The sequence below is a fragment of the Dietzia sp. JS16-p6b genome, assembly GCF_003052165.1.
Lineage (GTDB): Bacteria > Actinomycetota > Actinomycetes > Mycobacteriales > Mycobacteriaceae > Dietzia.
On record NZ_CP024869.1, the window covers coordinates 1 to 21,215 of the forward strand.

18 protein-coding genes and 2 tRNA genes are annotated in these 21,215 nt (G+C 68.9%); 14 read left to right on the forward strand and 6 right to left on the reverse strand.

Annotation, left to right across the window (positions count from 1 at the left end; genetic code table 11):
• Positions 1-99: 99 nt before the first annotated feature.
• From dnaA to gyrB, 5 genes are all read left to right on the forward strand, one after another.
• Complete coding sequence (dnaA, locus tag CT688_RS00005; protein WP_107755232.1) at positions 100-1,602, forward strand: chromosomal replication initiator protein DnaA; 1,503 nt, start codon at positions 100-102, stop codon at positions 1,600-1,602.
• Positions 1,603-2,246: 644 nt separating this feature from the next.
• Complete coding sequence (dnaN, locus tag CT688_RS00010) at positions 2,247-3,422, forward strand: DNA polymerase III subunit beta (protein ID WP_107755233.1); 1,176 nt, start codon at positions 2,247-2,249, stop codon at positions 3,420-3,422.
• Between the two features lie 24 nt (positions 3,423-3,446).
• Positions 3,447-4,631 carry a DNA replication/repair protein RecF gene (gene recF / locus CT688_RS00015; RefSeq protein WP_107755234.1) on the forward strand — a complete coding sequence of 395 codons (1,185 nt, stop codon included), beginning with the start codon at positions 3,447-3,449 and terminating at the stop codon, positions 4,629-4,631.
• The gene (locus CT688_RS00020; RefSeq protein ID WP_194860356.1) at positions 4,631-5,185 is read left to right on the forward strand and encodes a DciA family protein; all 555 of its coding nucleotides are present in this window, start codon (positions 4,631-4,633) and stop codon (positions 5,183-5,185) included. The genes recF and CT688_RS00020 overlap by 1 nt, the downstream gene beginning before the upstream one ends.
• A gap of 116 nt (positions 5,186-5,301) precedes the next feature.
• A complete protein-coding gene (gene gyrB, locus CT688_RS00025; RefSeq protein ID WP_107755235.1) occupies positions 5,302-7,461 on the forward strand; it encodes a DNA topoisomerase (ATP-hydrolyzing) subunit B in 2,160 nt (719 codons plus the stop codon).
• A gap of 9 nt (positions 7,462-7,470) precedes the next feature.
• Here the strand turns inward: gyrB and CT688_RS00030 are convergent, their stop codons facing one another.
• A complete protein-coding gene (locus tag CT688_RS00030; protein WP_194305359.1) occupies positions 7,471-8,820 on the reverse strand; it encodes an alpha/beta fold hydrolase in 1,350 nt (449 codons plus the stop codon).
• Between the two features lie 247 nt (positions 8,821-9,067).
• Here CT688_RS00030 and gyrA point away from each other — a divergent pair, with 247 nt between their 5' ends.
• The 6 genes from gyrA (at position 9,068) to CT688_RS00055 (ending at position 13,836) form a co-directional block, all read left to right on the forward strand.
• Positions 9,068-11,590, forward strand: a complete 2,523-nt coding sequence (gyrA, locus tag CT688_RS00035) for a DNA gyrase subunit A (RefSeq protein ID WP_107755237.1) — start codon at positions 9,068-9,070, stop codon at positions 11,588-11,590.
• Positions 11,591-11,596: 6 nt separating this feature from the next.
• On the forward strand, positions 11,597-12,220 hold the full coding sequence (locus tag CT688_RS00040) for a DUF3566 domain-containing protein (protein ID WP_107755238.1): 624 nt from the start codon (positions 11,597-11,599) through the stop codon (positions 12,218-12,220).
• 91 nt (positions 12,221-12,311) lie between these two features.
• A tRNA-Ile gene (locus CT688_RS00045) sits at positions 12,312-12,385 on the forward strand.
• Between the two features lie 59 nt (positions 12,386-12,444).
• Positions 12,445-12,517, forward strand: a tRNA-Ala gene (locus CT688_RS00050).
• A gap of 86 nt (positions 12,518-12,603) precedes the next feature.
• Positions 12,604-12,924 carry an MFS transporter gene (locus CT688_RS17570; protein WP_231750423.1) on the forward strand — a complete coding sequence of 107 codons (321 nt, stop codon included), beginning with the start codon at positions 12,604-12,606 and terminating at the stop codon, positions 12,922-12,924.
• A gap of 15 nt (positions 12,925-12,939) precedes the next feature.
• Positions 12,940-13,836, forward strand: a complete 897-nt coding sequence (locus CT688_RS00055) for an MFS transporter (RefSeq protein ID WP_231750424.1) — start codon at positions 12,940-12,942, stop codon at positions 13,834-13,836.
• Positions 13,837-13,855: 19 nt separating this feature from the next.
• On the opposite strand, the gene CT688_RS00060 is transcribed toward CT688_RS00055, so the two are convergent.
• Positions 13,856-14,326 (reverse strand): hypothetical protein, encoded by a 471-nt coding sequence (locus CT688_RS00060; protein ID WP_107755239.1) that lies wholly within the window; start codon positions 14,324-14,326, stop codon positions 13,856-13,858.
• 10 nt (positions 14,327-14,336) lie between these two features.
• Entirely contained in the window at positions 14,337-14,891 is a 555-nt protein-coding gene (locus CT688_RS00065; protein WP_107755240.1) for a nuclear transport factor 2 family protein, read from the reverse strand.
• 52 nt (positions 14,892-14,943) lie between these two features.
• Here CT688_RS00065 and CT688_RS00070 point away from each other — a divergent pair, with 52 nt between their 5' ends.
• The gene (locus CT688_RS00070) at positions 14,944-16,398 is read left to right on the forward strand and encodes an FAD-dependent oxidoreductase (protein ID WP_107755241.1); all 1,455 of its coding nucleotides are present in this window, start codon (positions 14,944-14,946) and stop codon (positions 16,396-16,398) included.
• 93 nt (positions 16,399-16,491) lie between these two features.
• Positions 16,492-17,187, forward strand: a complete 696-nt coding sequence (locus CT688_RS00075) for a PaaI family thioesterase (RefSeq protein ID WP_107755242.1) — start codon at positions 16,492-16,494, stop codon at positions 17,185-17,187.
• Positions 17,188-17,199: 12 nt separating this feature from the next.
• Here CT688_RS00075 and CT688_RS00080 read toward each other — a convergent pair whose 3' ends face one another.
• A complete protein-coding gene (locus tag CT688_RS00080; RefSeq protein WP_107755243.1) occupies positions 17,200-18,021 on the reverse strand; it encodes an SDR family oxidoreductase in 822 nt (273 codons plus the stop codon).
• A 12-nt stretch (positions 18,022-18,033) separates the two neighbouring features.
• Between CT688_RS00080 and CT688_RS00085 the strand changes: the two genes are divergently transcribed.
• On the forward strand, positions 18,034-18,792 hold the full coding sequence (locus CT688_RS00085) for a PaaI family thioesterase (RefSeq protein ID WP_107755244.1): 759 nt from the start codon (positions 18,034-18,036) through the stop codon (positions 18,790-18,792).
• Between the two features lie 8 nt (positions 18,793-18,800).
• Here the strand turns inward: CT688_RS00085 and CT688_RS00090 are convergent, their stop codons facing one another.
• Both CT688_RS00090 and CT688_RS00095 read right to left on the reverse strand, forming a co-directional pair.
• Positions 18,801-19,436, reverse strand: a complete 636-nt coding sequence (locus tag CT688_RS00090; protein WP_231750425.1) for a TetR/AcrR family transcriptional regulator — start codon at positions 19,434-19,436, stop codon at positions 18,801-18,803.
• Between the two features lie 43 nt (positions 19,437-19,479).
• Entirely contained in the window at positions 19,480-21,027 is a 1,548-nt protein-coding gene (locus tag CT688_RS00095) for a fatty acid desaturase (protein WP_194305850.1), read from the reverse strand.
• Between the last annotated feature and the right edge of the window lie 188 nt (positions 21,028-21,215).

The following is a 21,215-nucleotide window of genomic DNA, read 5'->3' on the forward strand; positions in this document are numbered from 1 at the left end:
ACCTGGGTCGGAGCCTGTGGATAGAGTGTGGTGCCCGGTCGGGTCAGATCGCCCGGTGCCCCGCAACCGCTTCCCATCGACGAGAGGAGACCGCACACCGTGTCTCCCGATCTCGAACACGTGTGGAGCGCGGTTCTCGACAAACTGACCGACCCCTCTCTGGCGAGCGACGACAACCCGGCTCTGTCCCGCCAGCAACAGGCCTGGCTACGCCTCGTCCAACCCATCGCCGTGGTCAACGGATTCGCGATGCTCGCCGCCCCGTCGGCGTTCGCGAGGGACAACATCGAATCGATCCTCCGCGGACCGATCACCAGGGCGCTGAGCTCCCAACTCGGAGAACCGGTCGATCTGGCGGTCAAGGTCGACACTTCGCTCGCCGGCCAGCGCAACCACGTCGACGTCGACGAGCCACCGATCGACGTCGACGACATCCACCGACCGGTGCCGGAGCAGGCGCAGGCCGATTCCACCCCTCGTCCCACGCGGATGACCGAAGAGCAGATCGCAGCGGAACGGCTGCTGCACGGCAGCGATCGCGACGAGGCCCTGTCAGCGGCGACCGCCCCGGGTCTCAATGAGCGATACACGTTCAGCGCTTTCGTCCAGGGCAACTCGAACCGGTTCGCTCGCGCCGCCGCACTCGCGGTGGCCGAGGCCCCCGCACGGGCGTACAACCCGCTGTTCATCTGGGGAGAGTCGGGGCTCGGGAAGACGCACCTGCTCCACGCCATCGGGCATTACTCCCTGCGGATGTACTCCGAGCAGAAGGTCAAGTACGTCTCGACGGAGGAGTTCACCAACGACTTCATCAACTCCGTGCGCGACGGCCGCCAGAACATGTTCAAGAAGCGGTACCGCGAGGCGGACATCCTCCTGGTGGACGACATCCAGTTCCTGATCGGTAAGGAACAGGTGCAGGAGGAGTTCTTCCACACCTTCAACACGATCCACAACGCGCAGAAGCAGATCGTGATCTCCTCCGATCGTCCCCCCAAACAGCTCCAGCCACTCGAGGACAGGCTGCGTACCCGGTTCGAGTGGGGTCTGATCACCGACATCCAGCCTCCAGAGCTCGAGACGCGCATCGCGATCATCGACAAGAAGGCCAAGTCGGAGAACTACGTCGTCCCGCGGGACGTCCTGGAGCTCATCGCCACCCGGGTCCAACGCAACATCCGCGAGCTCGAGGGAGCGTTGATCAGAGTCGTCGCGTTCGCCTCCCTCAACGGACACGATATCGACGTCCCGTTGGCGGAGGTCGTCCTCCGCGACGTCGTCTCGGACGACGACTCCCTGCAGATCTCCGCAGCGACGATCATGGCGGTCACCGCGGAGTTCTTCTCGACCAGCATCGACGAGCTCTGCGGCACCTCGAAGACGCGGTCCCTCTCGCGCGCCCGACAGATCGCCATGTATCTCTGCCGAGAGCTCACCGACCTCTCGCTGCCCAAGATCGGGGTCACCTTCGGCGGTAAGGACCACACCACGGTCATGTACGCCCAGCGCAAGATCCTCAAGGAGATCAAGGACGACCGCCGGATGTACGACCAGATCCAGGAACTGACCGCCCGGATCAAGGAACGCTCGCGGTCCCTCTGACCGCCTTCCGACCGCCTTCCGACCATCCTCCTGGCACGTCTCGGGCCCCTGCCCGCCGAACCGCGTCCGCCAGCCCCGAGCCCGGCGTCCGGGCCGCTGCGCCGCCGTCTCGGACCGTCCGTCTACCACTGCCGTCCGGAACGAGAACCCCACCCGCTGGGCGGAGCCGACGCGCACCGATACCCATATGTGACCCCCCTCACACCACTGGCATCACCCTTCACAGCTGTGGACAACCCTGTGGTTTTCTGTGGACCGACGGTGGACAGACGGTGGACCGAGACAGGTGATTCCACTGTCGTCTCGGGCAAGTCACAAGATGAGCCGGATCGGTCCACATGCATGATCTGGCTCTGACCTGCACAGACAGCCGTCGGTTCACAAATTCACAGGACCTACTACTACTTCTTGTCTCTCTCTAGAGTTCTTGTAAGAAGTAGGGATGTGGAACGGCGAGCCTGCTTGACCGGGTTACAGGAGTCCGTGTGTCCACCGTCGGTGCGAGCGGTTACTCTCATGGAGATGATCCGCCGGACCCCGTCGGACGCCAGTCAACGACACCAGCGAACACAGTTGCCACCGCCGCGAACAGGCCCGCCGTCCGGATGCCGGCGGCGTGCACCCCGCCCAGAAAGAGGTCACCGATGGAGATCACGGATCCGACGTTCCGCGTCACCCGCGAGGACTTCGCCGATTCGGTGGCCTGGGTCGCGCGGACCCTCCCGTCCCGACCGTCCGTGCCGATTCTCGGTGGCGTGCTCCTCGAGGCGGACTCCGGTCTGACGATCTCCGGATTCGACTACGAGACCTCCGCACAGGTGTCGGTCCCGGCGGAGGTCTCCGAACCGGGCAGCACCCTCGTGTCCGGCCGGTTGCTGGCCGACATCGCGCGGGCCCTTCCCGACCGTCCAGTCGAGGTGACGGTGAGTGCGCAGAAGATGTACATCACCTGTGGCTCCGCCAAGTTCACCCTGCCCACGATGCCCGTCGAGGACTACCCGCAGCTCCCGGCGATGCCCGGGGTCACCGGCTCGGCCGCGGTCGACGCGTTCTCCGAGGCGGTGGCCCAGGTCGCGGTCGCGGCGGGCAAGGACGACACGCTCCCGATGCTCACCGGCATCCGGATGGAGATCGAGGGGCCTCGTGTCACCCTCATCGCCACCGACCGGTTCCGCCTCGCGATCCGGGATCTCGAATGGGAACCCGCTCGCGAGGACGTGTCGGTCGAGGTGCTGATCCCGGCCAAGACCCTGTCCGACGTGACCCGGTCAGCCGGTCAGGGAGGGCGAGTCGATCTGAGCCTGGGCGCGGGTTCCGAGGTGGGCGCGGACGGCATCATGGGCGTCCTGGTGTCCGGCCAGCGCACCACGACCCGGTTGCTCGACGCCGAGTTCCCCAAAGTGCGCCAACTCCTGCCCACCCAACACACCTCGATGGCCCTCGTCCAGGTCGACGACCTGGTCCAGGCCATCAAGCGAGTCGCCCTGGTGGCGGACCGGGGAGTGCAGGTCCGGATGGCGTTCTCGGACGGGGAGGTCGCACTCTCCGCGGGCGGCGACGACGCGGCTCAGGCTTCCGAGACCCTCCCGGTCGACTTCCTCGGTGAGCCCCTGACCATCGCGTTCAACCCCGGTTACCTGCTCGACGGGCTCGGCAGCATGCATTCGGCCCGGGTCGCGTTCGGATTCACCCAGGCCAGCCGGCCCGCGGTCCTTCGGCCCGCGCCCGAGGCCCTGCCCTCCCCGGAGGCCGACGGTTCCATCGCGCCCGTCGAGTCGGACCACACGTATCTGCTCATGCCGGTCCGTCTGCCGGGCTGACCGCGCTGTCGCGACACCGCCGGTATGCACCTGCGTCATCTCAGGCTTCTGGACTTCCGCTCGTGGCCGCTGCTCGAGCTGGAGCTGCACCCGGGGGTCACCACACTGGTGGGGCGCAACGGGCACGGGAAGACCAACGTCCTCGAAGCCGTGGGCGTGCTCTCGACCCTGAGATCCCACCGGGTGCCCACCGAGGCTCCGATGATCCGGACCGGTGCGGAGACGGCCATGATCGCCGCGCTCGCGCACAACGCCGGGCGTGAACTCACCGTCGAGCTGGCACTCAACTCCGGAAGAGCGAATCGCGCGCGGCTCAACACCTCGCCGTGCCGCCGCCTCGGGGACATCCTCGGCGTGGTGCAGTCCGTGCTGTTCGCACCCGAGGACCTGGCACTGGTCCGGGGGGAGCCCGCCGAGCGGCGGAAGCTGCTCGATGAGCTCCAGGTCCAGCGTCGGCCCGCCCACGGGGGTGTCCTCACCGAGTACTCCTCGGTGCTCCGGCAGCGCTCCGCCCTGCTCAAGTCCGCCTCCGGCGTCCTGCGCCGCGGGAGGGGAGAGGGCGCGGACGCGGCGCTCGAGACCCTCGACGTGTGGGACGGCCGCCTCGCCCACCTCGGTGCGAGGATCGTCGCGGGGCGGATCGCCCTGCTCGCCGAACTACGGCCGCTGGTCGCCGACGCCTACCGGCGATTGGCTCCGGAGTCCCGACCGGCGGACCTGGCCTACCGGTTCCGCGTCGCCACCCCACCGGACGAGGCCGAGCTCGCCGATCCGGAACTCGTCGAAGCGGTTCTGCTCTCCGAGTTGGGCCGCCGGCGTCAGGACGAGATCGACCGGGGGATGTCGCTCGTCGGGCCGCACCGGGACGAGGTGGTCCTGTCCCTGGGCGACGAACCGGCCAAGGGCTTCGCGAGCCACGGCGAGACGTGGTCGTTCGCCCTGGCGCTGCGCCTCGGGTCACTGGAGTTGTTCCGCGCGGACGGGGTCGAACCCGTGTTGCTCCTCGACGACGTGTTCGCGGAACTCGACCGGCATCGTCGAGCAGCTCTCGCCGAGGCCGCGACCGGGGTGGAACAGGTCCTGGTGACGGCGGCGGTCGGCGACGACGTGCCGGACGGTCTGAGGGGGACCCGTCATGACGTGGTGATGACGGGCCAGGGAGCCGGTCGTCATTCGGTTATCACGGCGACGGACAGTGAGGTGCACTAGTGACCGATGACCATGCCGGGCGGCCGATAACACCGTCTGAGGAACCGAAACGTGGTTATGACATCGCCAGACAGGCCCTCGAGGAGGCTCGGAGTCGTGCCCGGGCGGACGGCAAGCAGATCGGGCGCGGCCGAACCGGACCGGTAGGGGGCGGCAAGCGCCTGCGCAGACGTGGCTGGACCGGTTCGGGCGCCGACCCCTGGGATCCCCAGCCGCTCGGGCGGCTCGTCGGCCAGGTCGCCAGGAGGCGGGGATGGGACGACAAGGTCGCCACCGGCAGGCTGTTCGCGGAGTGGGACCGCATCGTCGGGGAGGACGTGTCCGCGCACGCGACCCCGGAGCGACTGGAGGAGGGTGTGTTGTACGTCCGCGCCTCCAGCACCGCGTGGGCGACCCAGCTCCGGCTCGTGGCGGCCGACATCCTCCGCAAGATCGCCGCGGCCATGGGGCCGGGTCACGTCCGGCGCCTCAGGATCGAGGGGCCCGACAAGCCGAGTTGGCGGAAGGGCCCGTTGCACGTGTCCGGTCGCGGACCCCGGGACACCTACGGCTGACGGGCGGGACCCGGTGGGCGTCCATCGGGGCGTGTTGGCGAGCCCGGGGACCCCACGAGGGTTGTCGCAGGTAGACTGGGCCGGTCCCAGACCCCCGAGACGCGAGGAGTTCGCACGTGGCGGACGCCAAGAGCAAGGCCAGCACGCAGGGCGCGAACGACTACGGTGCGTCGTCGATCACCGTTCTCGAAGGACTCGAGGCCGTCCGGCTGCGTCCGGGCATGTACATCGGCTCGACCGGGCCCCGCGGTCTGCACCACCTGATCTGGGAGGTGGTCGACAACTCGATCGACGAGGCCATGGCCGGTCACGCGACGGGCGTCAAGGTCACCCTGCTCGAGGACGGCGGCGTCGAGGTGATCGACGACGGGCGCGGCATCCCCGTCGAGATGCACGAACAGGGCATGCCCACCGTGCAGGTCGTGATGACCCAGCTGCACGCCGGCGGCAAGTTCGATTCCGACTCCTACGCGGTCTCCGGTGGACTCCACGGTGTGGGAATCTCGGTGGTCAACGCTCTGTCCACGCGGGTCGAGGTACAGATCAAGCGTGACGGACGCCTGTGGCAGCAGGACTTCAACATGGCGGAGCCCGAGGAGCTCGTGGACGCCGGCCCCGCGGAGGGGACCGGGACCCGCGTCCGCTTCTGGGCGGACGCATCGATCTTCGAGACCACCGAGTACGACTTCGACGTGGTCGCCCGACGTCTCCAGGAGATGGCGTTCCTCAACAAGGGTCTGACCATCACGTTGACCGATCGACGGTCACGCGCGGAGCAGGCCGCCGAACTCGACGCCATCGCGGACAGCGAAGGTCGTGGATCCGATTCCGCGCCCGGTTCCGACGAGGGGTCGGACCTCGAGCACGCGGTGGACGCGGAGAAGGCGTTCGTCGAGGGGGCAACCGACGCCGCCGACGCCGCCGACGCGGCCGAACGGTCCGAGACCCAGACCACCGAGGCCCCCGACGCGGCCAAGGTTCGCGAGCGCAAGCGCACCTTCCACTACCCCGAGGGCCTCAAGGACTACGTCACGGCGATCAACAAGTCCAAGACCGCGATCCACCCGACGATCCTCTACTTCGAGGGCAAGGGCACGGGCCACGAGGTCGAGGTCGCGATGCAGTGGAACTCCGGGTACTCGGAATCGGTCCACACCTTCGCCAACACGATCAACACCCACGAGGGCGGAACCCACGAAGAGGGCTTCCGCGCTGCGCTGACCTCGCTGGTGAACAAGTACGCGCGCGACAAGAAACTGCTCAAGGAAAAGGACCCCAATCTCACGGGGGACGACATCCGCGAGGGTCTCGCCGCAGTCATCTCGGCCAAGATCTCCGACCCGCAGTTCGAGGGGCAGACCAAGACGAAGTTGGGCAACACCGAGGTCAAGGGTTTCGTTCAGCGGCAGGTCGCAGAACACGTCGGTCACTGGTTCGAGGCCAACCCCGCCGAGGCCAGGGTGATCGTCAACAAGGGCATCGCCTCGAGCCAGGCCCGCGTCGCCGCGCGCAAGGCCCGTGAGATGGTCCGCCGGAAGTCGGCGACCGACATCGGGGGGCTCCCCGGAAAGCTGGCCGACTGTCGGTCGAAGGACCCGGCGAAATCCGAGTTGTACATCGTGGAGGGTGACTCCGCCGGGGGCTCGGCCAAGTCGGGTCGGGATTCGATGTTCCAGGCGATCCTGCCGCTGCGCGGGAAGATCATCAACGTCGAGAAATCCCGGATCGACAAGGTCCTCAAGAACACCGAGGTCCAGGCCATCATCACAGCCCTGGGTACGGGTATCCACGAGGAGTTCGACCTCGAGAAGCTGCGCTATCACAAGATCGTGCTGATGGCCGACGCCGACGTCGACGGTCAACACATCTCCACGCTTCTGCTCACCCTGCTGTTCCGCTTCATGAGGCCACTGGTGGAGAACGGAAACGTCTATCTGGCGCAGCCGCCCCTGTACAAGCTCAAGTGGGGTAAGGGCGAGCCGGATTTCGCGTACTCGGACCGGGAGCGCGACGAGCTCCTGAAGATCGGCCTGGAGAAGAAGCGCAAGATCAACGTGGAGGACGGGATCCAGCGCTACAAGGGTCTCGGTGAGATGAACCCCAAGGAACTGTGGGAGACGACCATGGATCCGACGGTCCGTACGCTCCGCCTGGTCACCCTCGAGGACGCCGCCGCCGCCGACGAACTGTTCTCGATCCTCATGGGCGAGGACGTCGACGCGCGTCGCAACTTCATCACCCGCAACGCTCGCGACGTCCGCTTCCTCGACGTCTGATCCCCTGCGTCACAGGCTCCCGCAGTCGTTCGGGGCGAGCTCACCTGCCAGCCGGCGGGTGACGAAATCCAGGGCTGCCGGGAAGTTGGTCACGGCCGCCGCGGCGTGCGTGACGCCGGCGACGGGCGGGGTCGTCTCATAGCGGAAGTGCACGGCCGCTCCCTGTTCGCACCAGTCGCGGGCGAGCTGCTCGACCTGCCGAAGCGGGATGATGTCGTCGTGGACCCCCCCGGCCACCATCACCGGGACGTCCGGCCGGAGTCGGCCGATCCGCTGATGATCGAGGACCCGCAGCGCCTCGGGCTCGGAGCGGATCAGCTCTCCGAGGCTGCGGCCCGAGTGTGTCCATTCGTGAGTGGTACGCATGCCGTACGCGGAGCGCAGGTCGAGGGTGCACAGACCCGCGATGTCTGCGAGCGCGACCCGCCCGGCGTCGTTGACCTGGCGGTCGACCACCTCCCGGACGGCGGGAAAGCGCTGGGACATCCCGTTGATGGCGTACCCGATCGCGCCGGTGAGCGTGGACCCGTCGATATGGTCGAGCACAGCTAGCAGATCCGCCGGGGGAGCGGAGGCGTAGGCGGCCCGCAGGTCGACGTCCGGGGCGTACACGGGTGCGAGTTCCGCAGCGGCCGCGGAGGCACCTCCACCCTGGGAGTGGCCCCAGAACACCACCGGAGCGTCCCCGCTCAGAGCGCGTGCGGCCCGGGCGCCGTCCAGCATGGCATGCGCCTGTTCCACCCGGTCGGAATAGGTGTGGACGCCTGGAGTACCGAGGCCGATGTAGTCGATCACCATCACCCGGAAGCCCTGGGCGGCCAGGACCAGCGCGAACGCCTGCTCGTACGAGGGCACCGCGCCCCCGGTCTGCGGGTTCACGCCGAGCGCGGTCTCGAGATGCCGGGACGGAGCACACGCATCGCCCTGACCCTGCGTGCCGGGACCGATCACGATGGTGGGCCGTGGGCCGGGACCGTTCCACGGTGCGGTCGAGTCGTACAGTGCACCCGAGGTGGCGACCGGTCGTCCGTCGACGTCTGCGGACTGGTACACGATCCGCTGGGCGCGAGCGGGCAGCGGCGAGGGCACCTCGGGGAGCCCCGGCAGGGACACGGCCAGGGGGAGTCCGGAGGACTCGGCTCTCAAGACCTCTCCCGGGGCGCCGACGGGGAGGCCCCGGGTGTCGTAGAAGCCACCCGGTCGGTCGAACTGGACGCTGTCCCGGTTCGCGCTCACCGGTGTCGAGGGTTGCGCGCCAGCGGTCGCGAGGACGCCGCTGACGAGCGCGAAGACCGCGGCTCCTGCCACCGCCACGAGACGACGAGTGCGGAGACCGGGTTCACTGAGGACTGGCGACATGACGGAAATGTTACGTGCGCCACATCGCGCGGGCGCGGAAATCCGTCGAGACGACGCCGGACACAGGGACGACACGGACCGTGGGCCTGACGACGAGGTGATAATCGGGTGGCCGAGGCGTGCCCTCGAGCCCGTTTCCGCAGGACCTATAGACTGGGTGGGTCGTACGGCCGCCGTCTGAGCACGCGTGTGCCCGCGACATCGTCTGCGAGAGAAGCCAGCGCGACGAGGAACCGAAGAGGAGCCCATGACGGACACGACGTTGCCGCCCGACGCCGGGGGACACGACCGCATCGAGCCGGTCGACATCCAGGCGGAGATGCAGAGAAGCTACATCGACTACTCGATGAGCGTCATCGTCGGGCGGGCGCTCCCGGACGTCCGGGACGGCCTCAAACCCGTCCACCGTCGCATCCTCTACGCGATGTGGGACAACGGCTACCGGCCCGACCGCAGCTACGTCAAATCCGCGAAGCCCGTCGCCGACACCATGGGTAACTACCACCCCCACGGTGACTCGGCGATCTACGACACCCTGGTCCGGCTCGCCCAGCCCTGGGCGATGCGCTACCCGATGGTCGACGGCCAGGGCAATTTCGGTTCGCGCGGCAACGACGGCGCGGCCGCGATGCGCTACACAGAGTGCAAGATGACCCCGCTCGCCATGGAGATGGTGCGGGACATCGACAAGAACACGGTCGACTTCCAGCCCAACTACGACGGCAAGACCACGGAGCCGGCGGTCCTGCCGTCCAGGGTCCCGAACCTGCTGATCAACGGATCCAGTGGCATCGCGGTGGGGATGGCCACCAAGATTCCGCCGCACAACCTCCGTGAGGTCGCCGAGGCCGTCTACTGGGTTCTGGAGAACCCGGACGCCGGGGACGAGGAGGCGCTCGACGCCTGCATGGGATTCATCAAGGGACCCGACTTCCCGACCCACGGGTTCATCGTCGGCGACCAGGGCATCAAGGACGCCTACACCACCGGACGAGGGTCGATCCGGATGCGCGGCAAGACCTCCATCGAGGAGGACGGCAACCGCACCATCATCGTGATCACCGAGCTGCCCTACGAGGTCAACCCGGACAACATGATCCTGTCGATCGCCGAGCAGCTGCGCGACGGCAAGATCGCCGGCATCTCGAAGATCGACGACGAGTCGTCCGACCGTGTGGGTCTGCGGATCGTCATCACGCTCAAGCGTGACGCCGTCGCCAAGGTCGTGCTGAACAACCTGTACAAGCACTCACAGCTGCAGACCTCGTTCGGCGCCAACATGCTGTCGATCGTCGACGGTGTGCCGCGGACGCTCCCGATCCACCAGCTGGTTCGCCTGTACGTCGCGCACCAGATCGAGGTCATCGTCCGGCGCACCCAGTATCTGTTGGACGAGGCCGAGCGACGCGCCCACATCCTGCGCGGACTGGTCAAGGCACTCGACGCGCTCGACGAGGTCATCGCGCTGATCCGTCGATCACAGACCGTCGACATCGCGCGGGAGGGCCTCAAGGACCTCCTCGACATCGACGACGACCAGGCCCAGGCCATCCTCGACATGCAGCTGCGTCGTCTCGCGGCTCTGGAGAGGCAGAAGATCGTCGACCAGCTCGCCGCCATCGAGCTGGAGATCGCCGACTACAAGGACATCCTCGCCCGCCCGGAGCGTCAGCGCGCCATCGTCGGCGACGAGCTGCGCGAGATCGTCGAGAAGTACGGCGATGACCGCCGCACGGTGATCATCCCCGCCGACGGCGACGTCACCGACGAGGACCTGATCGCCCGCGAGGACGTCGTCGTCACCATCACCGAGACCGGGTACGCCAAGCGGACCCGCACGGACCTCTACCGCGCCCAGAAGCGTGGCGGCAAGGGTGTGCGCGGCGCGGAGCTCAAGCAGGACGACATCGTCCGGCACTTCTTCGTCTCCTCCACCCACGACTGGCTGCTGTTCTTCACCACCAAGGGCCGGGTCTACCGGGTCAAGGCCTACGAGCTCCCGGAGGCCAGCCGCACCGCGCGGGGACAGCACGTGGCCAATCTCCTGGCGTTCCAGCCGGAGGAGCGGATCGCCGGGGTCATCCGGATCAAGGGCTACCAGGACGCTCCGTACCTCGTGCTGGCCACCCGCAACGGCCTGGTCAAGAAGTCGCGTCTCGAGGACTACGACTCCCCGCGGTCGGGCGGCCTCATCGCCGTCAACCTCCGTGACGGTGACGAACTCGTGGGTGCGGCGCTCGCCGGCCCCGAGGACGACCTCCTCCTGGTTTCCGAGAAGGGTCAGTCGATCCGCTTCCACGCCAACGACGACACGCTCCGTCCCATGGGACGGGCCACGTCCGGTGTCATGGGGATGCGGTTCAATGACGGCGACGCGCTGTTGAGCATGTCGGTCGTCCGCTCGGAGATGGACGAGAACCAGCTCTTCCTCCTGGTGGCCACCGAGCGCGGGTACTCCAAGCGCACCGCGCTCGCCGAGTACGCGGCCCAGGGCCGGGGCGGAAAGGGCGTGCTCACGCTCATGTTCGATCCCAAGCGCGGCAAGCTCGTGGGTGCGACGATCGTGGAGTTGCAGGACGAGCTCTACGCCATCACCTCCAGTGGTGGCGTGATCCGAACGTTCGCCAAACAGGTCCGCAAGGCGGGCCGTCAGACCAAGGGCGTGCGTCTGATGAACCTGGCGGAGAACGACGCGCTGCTGGCGATCGCCCGCAACGCCGACGAGCCCGACGACGACGACCGGCGCGATGCCGCGTCCGAGAAGGAGTAGAGGGCGATGACCGAGCCGAGCGACGGACCCGGGAGCGGCCCGGCACCCAAGGGTTCCACCCCTGCGCCGGGCTTCGGCGGGTCGGCCGGATACCCGACCGGGTCGGAGGCCCCCGTCGGGGAGACCGCCCCCGACGACGCGGGCGCGACCGCGTCGTTCCCCGCCGCGACCCAGCACCGCGCGGAGGGGCTGCCCGGTGGCGTGGCGACCGCCCACTCGGGCGGCGCGGCCGGCCGCGCCGCCCCCATGGTCCCGCCGACTGAGCGACGCGGCCCCATGGAATCGGTGCTCGTCCTGCGACGCATCGACCCGTGGTCGGCGTTCACCACCGTGCTCGGGCTGATGTTCGCGCTGTACCTGGTGTGGATGGTGGCGATCGGGGTCACCTACCTGCTGCTCTCCGGCATGGGGGTGTGGGACCGGCTCGGTGGGCTGCTCTCCGGGGTCGCGGGTGACGAATCGGCCGCCGCCATCGGGCCGTCGACGATCTTCCTCTACAGCGGAGGCGTGGGTCTGCTCAACGTCCTGTTGCTGTCCGTCCTCGCCACCCTCGCCGTGTTCATCTACAACCTCGCCGCCGGGCTGACCGGTGGTGGGGTCCAGGTGACACTGGGGGACCGTCGGTACTGAGACGCGGTCCGGTGTGAGACCCCGCCACCGGCGCCGACCCGCCGATTTGGGCGGCGGCGAGGGCGTCGGGTAGATTAACGCTTCGGTACGAGGGCCTATAGCTCAGGTGGTTAGAGCGCCAAACTGATAATTTGGAGGTCGGAGGTTCAAGTCCTCCTAGGCCCACCCCCGCACGGCAGACGCCGGATCGCCCGCCGCGGTCCGGCGTTCACGCTTTGCGGAACGGGGCCTTAGCTCAGTTGGTAGAGCGCTGCCTTTGCAAGGCAGATGTCAGGGGTTCGAATCCCCTAGGCTCCACTCCCTCCTCTCCCGCCCCTCCACTCCACTCCCGGTGCGCCCCGGTGTGGACTCCGGTCGTGGTGGACCCGACCCCAGGACCGCCCGTGGACAGCACACCCCGCTCGTGGACACCGTTCGTCCTGATGGCGCTCGTCGTGACCGCGGCGCTGATGTCGAGCGCGACGCCGTCACCCCTGTACGTCGACTACCAGCAGGCGTGGGGGACCGGCGGGACGATGATCACGGTCGTCTACGCGGTCTACGCACTGGCCGTCCTGGTGCCACTACTGCTGTTGGGGCGACTGTCGGACGCGATCGGTCGTCGGCCCGTGGTGATCACCGGTCTGGTGCTGCTGGTGTTGAGCATGGCCGGGCTCGCCGCCGCACCCTCGGTGGCCTGGCTGATCGCCGCGCGGGTGGTATAGGGCCTGGGCGTCGGGTTGGTCACCGGATCGGCGGCGGCGGCGATCATCGAACTGCATCCGGACAGGAACGCCCGCGTCGGTGCGCTCACCAGTAGTTCCACGACCAATTTCGGGATCGCGGCCGGCGTGCTGCTGTCCGGCGTGGTGGCCACCGCGTCGTCGTCGCCCCTCGTCCACCCGTACGTGGTGATGGGCGCCGCACTGGCCGCTCTGCTCGCCGGGGTGGTGTTCCTGGTGCCCGAGACATCGGGCGCCGGCCCTCAGACCCTCCGGGACGCGGTGCGGCTCCAACGGGTCGCGGTGCCCGCCGCGGCTCGTCCGGCCTTCGCCCTCGCCGCGGTGTGTGTGATCGCCTCGTGGTCCGTGGGCGGGGTCTTCCTCGGTCTGGGCGGGGCGATCGCCAAGGGCCTCGTCGGCCGATCGGACTACCTGGTGACCGGCCTGGTGGTGGCCTGCCTGCAGGCCGCCGCCGCGCTGGCCCAGTTGGTGTGGAACCTTCGTGCGGGTCAGGGACAGTGGCGCAGGGGAGTGGTCATCGGCGGCGTGGCGCTCGTCGCGGGGTTGGCGGCGGCCTCACTGGCGCTCGCGGCGGCGTCGGTGCCCGGGCTCGTGGTGGGTTCGGCGGTCGCGGGAGTGGGCATGGGGTTGCTGTTCCTCATGGGCACGTCGCTCGTCGCGCAGAACGCCCCCGCCAGCTCGCGGGGAGAGGTCTTCTCCGCCCTGTTCGTCGTGGCCTACCTGTCGCTGGGGGTGCCCGCCGTCGTCGCGGCACTCCTGGCCGAGGTCGTCGGCCTCACCACCGCCTTCCACATGATGTCGGCGGTGGTCTCGGTGATCGCGGTCGGTGCTCTGCTGGCGGCGGCCCGGATGCGGCCACCAGGCCGGGGGAGTGGACCGTCAGCGGCGGGGTGACCGTCAGCGGCGGTGACAGTCAGCTGCTCAGTGACTGGGCGGCGGCCGCCACCCCGATCGCGGCCAGGCCGGTGCGGATCCGGTCGGAGGCCAGCAACGTCTGGATGCGGTGCCGGGTGACCTGCTCCTGGGCGATCCCCATGTGCAGCGGGACGACCCCGGCGGTGAGGGCCGGCACGGCGACGGTGGTGAGGCACGCGACGACGGTGGCGGTCAGCCCGTCGCGGCCGGGCGACCGGACTGATCCGTAGGCGGCCCAGGCGGCGGCACCCAGCCCGGAGGCGTACAGGGTCAGGGCCACCGGGGCGATCCGGCGGGCGTGTTCGGCCTGGCGTTCGCCGATCCCCAGCGTCGGGCCCTCGAACAGCGTCGGGTAGACGACCGAGGTGACCATCGACTGGAAACCCAGATGGGCCGCGCACGTGGTGAGCAGGGCGAGCCGTCCCGCGCGGAGGGTGGGGTCGGGGACCGCGGGTCGTCGGCGGATCATGGGTCTCACGCTACCCCTCGCGGGATCTGCCGAGCAGGCGTCTGCCCTCTCCGTCCTCGGTGACCGCCCGGGCGGTCCGCAGCACCACTCGCCAGCCACGGTCGGACGCGTCCACCGGACCGAGACGCTCGAGTTCCCATCTGTTCGCCGTCACCCGCGTCACCGTGTAGCGCCCCGGCCGGGAGGAACGGACCACCAACTGGGTGTACCCGGTCGCCACCGCCCGGTCGCCGTCGAGGAGGACCACCGGCAGGCCGGGCACGTGGCCACAACCATGGGCGATCAAACCCTGGTGGGCGTCACCGCGCACCATCCCCGCGAGGTCCGTGTGGCCCTCGAGCACGCCGGTGTCCACGTCGTAGACCCCGTCGGCGGCCCAGAGCTCGGCGACCCCCTCGGCGTCCCCGGAGTCGACCCTGGGGGAGTAGTCGGCGACGAGTCTGAGGATCGCGAGTTCGTCCGTGGCCCGGGCCAGTTCGTCGCGGATCGTGGCGAGAGCGGACTCGGTCGCACCGAGCCTCGCCTCGAGTGCGTCCAGACGGTCGGGGTCGCGAGCCGGGGTCATGAACCCGACAGTAATGCACGAACTGGAACACGTTACACGTAGAGTGTGGCGCATGACGGACAAGAGTTCAGACACCCGTCCGACCGTGCACTCGGCGGACGTGGTGGTGGTGGGAATGGGCATCGCGGGCGCGTGTGCTGCGATCGAGGCCGCGGAGGCCGGGTCGTCGGTCATCGTGCTGGAGGGCGCCTCCGGCCCGGGGGGATCGTCCTCCCAGTCGGGCGGCGAGGTCTACCTGGGCGGGGGCACCGCCACCCAGCGGGCGCTCGGCGTGGAGGACTCCGAGGAGGACATGCGCGCCTTCCTCACCGCCGCACTCGGTCCGAACGCGGACGAGGCCAAGATCGCCGACTACTGCGCGGGTGCGGTCGAGCACCACGACTGGCTGGTGGCCCACGGTGCGGTCTTCAACCCCAAGCTGTGGGACACCCCCACGTGGATGCCGGGCGACGACTCGGGCCTGATGTGGATGGGTGAGCGAGCCGAACCCTACGCCTCGATCGCGCGCCCGGCGGCCCGTGGTCACCGCCCACCCGCCCCGAACTTCGCCGGGAACGTGCTGATGGATGCTTTGGTGGCCACCGCGCAGAAGGCCGGGGTGACACTGCACTGCGACGTCAGGGCTCGAGCGTTGATCATGGACGACGGACGGGTCGTCGGCGTGCGGGCGACGGAGTTCGGCGAGGAGCGGGAGTACCGCGCCACCGGCGGGGTTGTCCTGGCGACCGGCGGGTTCGTCGACAACGACCGCATGCTCGAACAGTGGGCGCCGCAGCAGGTCGGCAAGGACAAGGTGTCCGACGGCCGCGACGACGGCTCGGGGATCGAGATGGGCATGGACGTGGGTGCCGCCGTGCGCCGGATGCACCAGACCGAGACGGCGATGCTCATCATCCCCCGCCTGGCGGTGGGGGCGATGCTCGTCGACGGCGACGGCCAGCGCTTCATCAACGAGGAGGTCTACCCGGGCCTGTACTGCCACGCCGCCGTGCACCACCGCCGGCCCCCGGTGTGGGTGATCATCGACGAGAAGGGCATCGAGGACGTCCCGGAGAGCGAACTGTGGGGGATGCAGCCCATGCACGCCGCGGAGACCATCGAGGAGCTCGCCGCGGACTGCGGGCTTCCGGCGGAGGCGCTGGCCGACACCCTGCGCAGATACAACGCCGGCGCCCGGAACGGCGAGGATCCCCAGTTCGGCAAGAGCGCGCGCTGGGTCCGACCGCTCGAGCCGCCGTTCGGCGCCTATCCCACCGGGGCCGGGGGGCCGGACTCCTTCAACGGCCTCCCCCTCAAGGCGCAGGGCTTCACCCTGGGCGGGCTCCACACGGATCTGCAGTCCAGGGTCCTGGACCGGGCGGGTGAGGCGATCCCCGGTCTGTTCGCCGCCGGCCGGTGCACCCACGGGCTGCACGGCGAGGGGTACATCTCCGGGACCTCCCTGGGCGACGGGTCCTTCTTCGGCCGCCGCGCCGGGCGCGGGGCGGCGCAGGGAACCGGTAGGTGACCGATCGCCCGGGCGGCGAGGCCACGGGGCCGGTGGGTATCCCGCGGCGGGCGACCCCGGCGCCCGGGGGAGTACGGAGTAGATTCGATTGTCGTGACCACCGATGCCTCCGCCACCGATCCCCTCCCCGGAACCACCGGCACCGCTCCGGGCGACGGGAGGGGTGTCCCGTTCCTGCCCTGGGATGACGACGCAACCGGCGCCACCGACCTGGCCCGCGAGTTGCGCCGGGTGCGGGGTCTGGTGGCGGGGTCGCGCTTCGACGACGTCCACGACGCCGTCACGACGGTGCGGGAGCTCGCCGACCATCTCGAGGCGGTCGGCACCATGGTGCGGCCGTCGGACTATGTGACCTGGGGGGTCCCCGAGCATCTGGCCTCGAACCCCGCCATCGGCAGCCGCAACCCGGTCTCCCCTCCGTTGGAGCCGATGGTGTTGCCCGACGCCACCGTGCGGGCGGATCTGCGACTGGGCATCGAGTACCAGGGCCCGCCCGGCTGCGTGCACGGCGGGATCGTCGCGCTGATCTTCGACGAGATGCTGGGCCTGGCCAACGCCGCCGCCAAGAGCGTGGGGATGACCGCCGACCTCCGGGTGATCTACACCTCGCCGACACCGCTCGATGCACCCCTGAGGTTCGAGGCGCGCCAGGAGCGGGTGGAGGGCCGCAAGATCTGGTCCAGAGCCACCCTGTACACCGGCGAGACGCTGTGCGCGCGTGCCGAGGCGTTGTTCATCGAACCCAGGGGCATCTCGGACGCGCAGCGGGACCGGCCGGTCGAGGGCTGAGCCGGGCGGGGGTCAGCTCTCCCCGCGCAGTGCCTTCATCCGCTTGTGCGCCCCGGCCACGATCCGGCCGCGATCCACCCCGGAGCTGAACTCGACACCCGCGCGATTGCCCTGCCCTCCGCAGACGTGGACCGGCCCCCGGCCGATCGACTCGAGCACCTCCTCGGCGACCTCGGCGGGCTCGCTCACGGTCATGCCCGGCAGGTCCATGTCCAGACCGGCGCGGATCATGGCCGGGGTGCGGGTCACGCCGAGGATCACCTCGACCACGTCCACACCGTGGTCGCGCATCTCCAGCCAGAGGCCCTCCACGAAGACCCGGCTGAACGCCTTGGCGGCCGAGTAGATGCTCATGTCGGCGTGCCCGAGGTAACCGGCCATCGACCCCATCACCACGATGCCGCCCCGACCGCGGTCCCGGAGCCTGGGCGCGAAGTGGCGGATGATCCGCAGCGGCGAGGTGATGTTGAGGTCGATCACCTGTTGAACGCGGTCCATGTCCGACTCGGCGAACTCCGCCCCGTAGGTGTTGGCGCCCGCGTTGAGAACCACCAGCCCCACGTCGAGGCCGTCGCAGGCGGCGGCGATCGCGTCAGTGGCACCCGGTTCGGTGAGGTCGACCGAGAGCTCACGGCACTCCACGCCCCTGGCGCGGACCTCGCCGGCGGTCTCTGACAGGGGTCCGGTCCGACGGGCGACCAGCACGGAGGAGATCCCGGCCTCGGCCAGGCGGAGGGCGATCTCGGCCCCCACCCCCTCGCTGCCGCCCACGACCAGAGCCCAGGGACCGTACGCGGAAGGATCGAACTGTCCTTTTCTGACGGGTGTCGACATAGTCTTCAGAGTATGGCCCAGAACAACGACAGTCCCGAAGTCGGTCGCGGTCCCCTCCCGAGAATCGAGGGCGTGGACGACTTCCAGCTCAGCAGCATGCGGGAGCGGCTGGGGGAGACCTTCGATCCCGTTCCCGTCCCCGACCTCCCCACCCCGGATCCCGATCTGGATCGCACGGTGGTGGAGCTGCGCAGACTGCGCGAGGCGATCTCCGGACTGGCCCACTCGGAAGTCCGGTTGGACGACATCGCCGACCGGTTGGCCGGGGTGGCGGACCTCCTGGAGTCGCGCGTCCCGGAGCCCGCCCGCCGACTGGAGACGATGTGGACGGGCGCCGGTTCCCGCAGGGCGAATCCCGTCGGCGGGCCGGAGAACCCGATCGCCCCACCGGTGCGGTTCTCCGCGTGTGATGACGGTTCGGTGACGGCCGAGGTCACGCTCGGACTGGCCTATCAGGGCCCCCCGGGGTGCGTTCACGGCGGTATCAGCGCCCTCATCATCGACCACATGATGGGGTTCGCGAACCACTGGGGAGGCCGGTACGGCATGACCGCCCACTACGAGATCGACTACCGCTCACCCACCCCGCTACTGAAGCCCCTGACGTTCCGCTCGTGGGTGGACGAGGTGGACGGCCGCAAGACCTGGACCAAGGCGACCATCCACGCGGGGGAGCGGTTGTGCGTGGAGGCCCGTGGTCTCTTCCTCGAGGCGAGCGTCGCGGTCCCGGGTCGACCGGATCAGCGGTCGACGGTGGGGGACGGAGCCTGATCGGACCGTTACTGCTGGACGTCGACCTGGACGACCTTCTGTAGGTAGGGGGCGATCACCTCGGTCAGGCCCGAGGCCAACTGGTCCGGGTCCTCGGGCGGGAGCGAGATGAAACTGATGCCGATCCGGGCGATGATCGACGCGGCCAACCGGGCCTGGCTCGCCTCGATCCGCATCCAGCTCTCCGACAGCGCCGGCATGAGCACCTCCGTCGCACGCTCGATGAGCGGCCCGGCCTCGGTGGTGATCAGACGCAGTAGGTCCGGCTTGATGTCACCGGTCACGAGCGCCCGGATCAGCGGATCCCGGCTGCTGGACCGCAGGAACCCGTTGATCCCCTCACTCAGGGCGAGCTCGATCTGCCCGGGGTGCCTGATGATCGAGTCCCGGATCTCACCGGCGAACTTCTCCGACAACTGGAGCGCATACGCCTGCGCCAGTCCCTGACGGTTGCCGAAGGTGCTGTAGAGCGTCTGCCGGCTCAGTCCCGCGGCTTTGGCCACGTCCGACATGGTCACGGCTGACCAGTCGCGGGACTCCAGCAGCTGGTGCATGGCGTCGAAGACGGTGAGGCGGGGCGACCAACGCCCCCCCCGGGAGTCCCCGGAGGAGCGTTGGTCACGTGTCGACGGGCGGGGCGGCATGCGGTCCATTGTTCCTGATCTCATGCCCGCGGGGGGTGGTGGGCTACTTCACGGGCAGGAAGTCCACCTTGTCGCGGACGCCGCAGTCCGAGCACCGCCAGGTGGCGGGGATCGCCGACCACGGGGTACCGGGAGGGAAGCCCTCGCGGGGCTCACCGGCGGTCTCGGAGTAGTGGTGCCCGCAGTTCGGACACACGTACTCGCCGGTCGGTGAGGTCTGGTCGGCGGCGATGTCGGTGTCGACGAGGACATTCTCCGCCACCGCGGTGGTCCCGCCGGGGGTCGCGTCGACGCCGTAGCGGGCGAGGATCTTCTCACGCTTGGACGGCTGGATGTTGGCCCGCGTGATGTCCCCGTCGTAGTGGGCCAGGACGCGCTTGTCCATGACCTTGCGCCACAGCGGCGGCACGTAGGCCAGGATCATCATCGTGGCGTACCCGGACGGCAGCTGCGGGGCCTGCTCGAAGCTGCGCAGCACCTGGTAGCGGCGCATCGGGTTGGCGTGGTGATCGGAATGCCGCTGCAGGTGGTAGAGGAAGATGTTCGTCACCAGGTGGTCGGAGTTCCACGAGTGCTCCGGGCGGCAGCGCTGGTAGCGGCCGGCAGACGTCTTCTGTCGCTTCAGGCCGTAGTGCTCGAGGTAGTTGACGACCTCCAGCAGCGAGAAGCCGAAGACCGCCTGCACGAGGAGCCACGGCGCGACCTCCCAGCCGAACACCGCGATGAGCCCACCGAACAGGACGACCGTCATGAGCCACGCGTTGAGGTTGTCGTTGCGGATGGTCCACGGCCCCTTGCCCAGACGGCCGAGACGCTCGACCTCGAGGTGCCAGGCCGATCGTGCGGAACCGACGACGCTGCGCGGGAGAAACGCCCAGAACGACTCGCCGAAGCGAGAGCTGGCCGGATCCTCGGGGGTGGCCACGCGGGCGTGGTGTCCGCGGTTGTGCTCGATGAAGAAGTGCCCGTACCCGGTCGTGGCCAGGGCGACCTTGGACAGCCACTTCTCGCTCCCGGCGATCTTGTGGCCGAGCTCGTGTGCGGTGTTGATCCCGATGCCCCCGGTGATGGCCACGGTCCAGGCCACGCCGATCGACGCCGCGATCCCGAGACCACCGTCGTACCCGAGCCACGACAGGTCCTGCGCGGTCCAGAGGTAGCAGGCGACGATGAGGGATGCGTACTGGAAGGGGATGTACAGATAGGTGCACCACCGGTAGAACGGGTCGGCCTCGAGCTTGTCCATCACCTCGTCCGGCGGGTTCTCTCCATCGGCGCCGATCGCCAGGTCACCGAGGGGGATCACGATGTACACCAGGACGGGGAGCAGGAACCACGCGGCGGTGGCGGCCCACCCCAGACCCAGCGAGTTGAACCCGATGACGAACGGCATCGACAGGAACAGGCCCATGGCAGGGATCAACCCGAGCAGCCACAGGTACCGCTTGACGTCGGTCCAGGCGTAGGGCTCGACGCCTCCGTCGGTGGCGTCCCCCACGGGGGAGTCGGCCTGCCCCGCGGGAGCCGTCATGTGGTCCCGGTCTGGATTATCGGCTCCGCCGCGGGGGCGGATGTATTCGGTGCTGGACATCGTCACGACCTCCGAAGTTCACTCGGGATGTGGCATACGCCACTTCATGTGGTCGAGGTTAGACAAAAACCGTGGCGTTGTCTAGACACGATCTCTCACTTTGTCCAGACGTGGCTATTTCGTGACCCATCTGCGTCGTCGGCTCGGCGGCCCGGTCAGCTCAGCACCCGTGGAATAAGGGCACCGGA

Bases quoted from the DNA above. Each gene is read 5' to 3' on its own strand.
- CT688_RS00090 (WP_231750425.1), bottom strand. From the start codon at position 19,436: ATGCCGCCCCGCCCGTCGACACGTGACCAACGCTCCTCCGGGGACTCC.
- CT688_RS00060 (WP_107755239.1), bottom strand. From the start codon at position 14,326: ATGATCCGCCGACGACCCGCGGTCCCCGACCCCACCCTCCGCGCGGGA.
- CT688_RS00070 (WP_107755241.1), top strand. From the start codon at position 14,944: ATGACGGACAAGAGTTCAGACACCCGTCCGACCGTGCACTCGGCGGAC.
- dnaN (WP_107755233.1), top strand. From the start codon at position 2,247: ATGGAGATCACGGATCCGACGTTCCGCGTCACCCGCGAGGACTTCGCC.
- CT688_RS00065 (WP_107755240.1), bottom strand. From the start codon at position 14,891: ATGACCCCGGCTCGCGACCCCGACCGTCTGGACGCACTCGAGGCGAGG.
- gyrA (WP_107755237.1), top strand. From the start codon at position 9,068: ATGACGGACACGACGTTGCCGCCCGACGCCGGGGGACACGACCGCATC.
- CT688_RS00030 (WP_194305359.1), bottom strand. From the start codon at position 8,820: ATGTCGCCAGTCCTCAGTGAACCCGGTCTCCGCACTCGTCGTCTCGTG.
- CT688_RS00040 (WP_107755238.1), top strand. From the start codon at position 11,597: ATGACCGAGCCGAGCGACGGACCCGGGAGCGGCCCGGCACCCAAGGGT.
- recF (WP_107755234.1), top strand. From the start codon at position 3,447: ATGCACCTGCGTCATCTCAGGCTTCTGGACTTCCGCTCGTGGCCGCTG.
- CT688_RS00085 (WP_107755244.1), top strand. From the start codon at position 18,034: ATGGCCCAGAACAACGACAGTCCCGAAGTCGGTCGCGGTCCCCTCCCG.
- CT688_RS00080 (WP_107755243.1), bottom strand. From the start codon at position 18,021: ATGTCGACACCCGTCAGAAAAGGACAGTTCGATCCTTCCGCGTACGGT.
- CT688_RS00095 (WP_194305850.1), bottom strand. From the start codon at position 21,027: ATGTCCAGCACCGAATACATCCGCCCCCGCGGCGGAGCCGATAATCCA.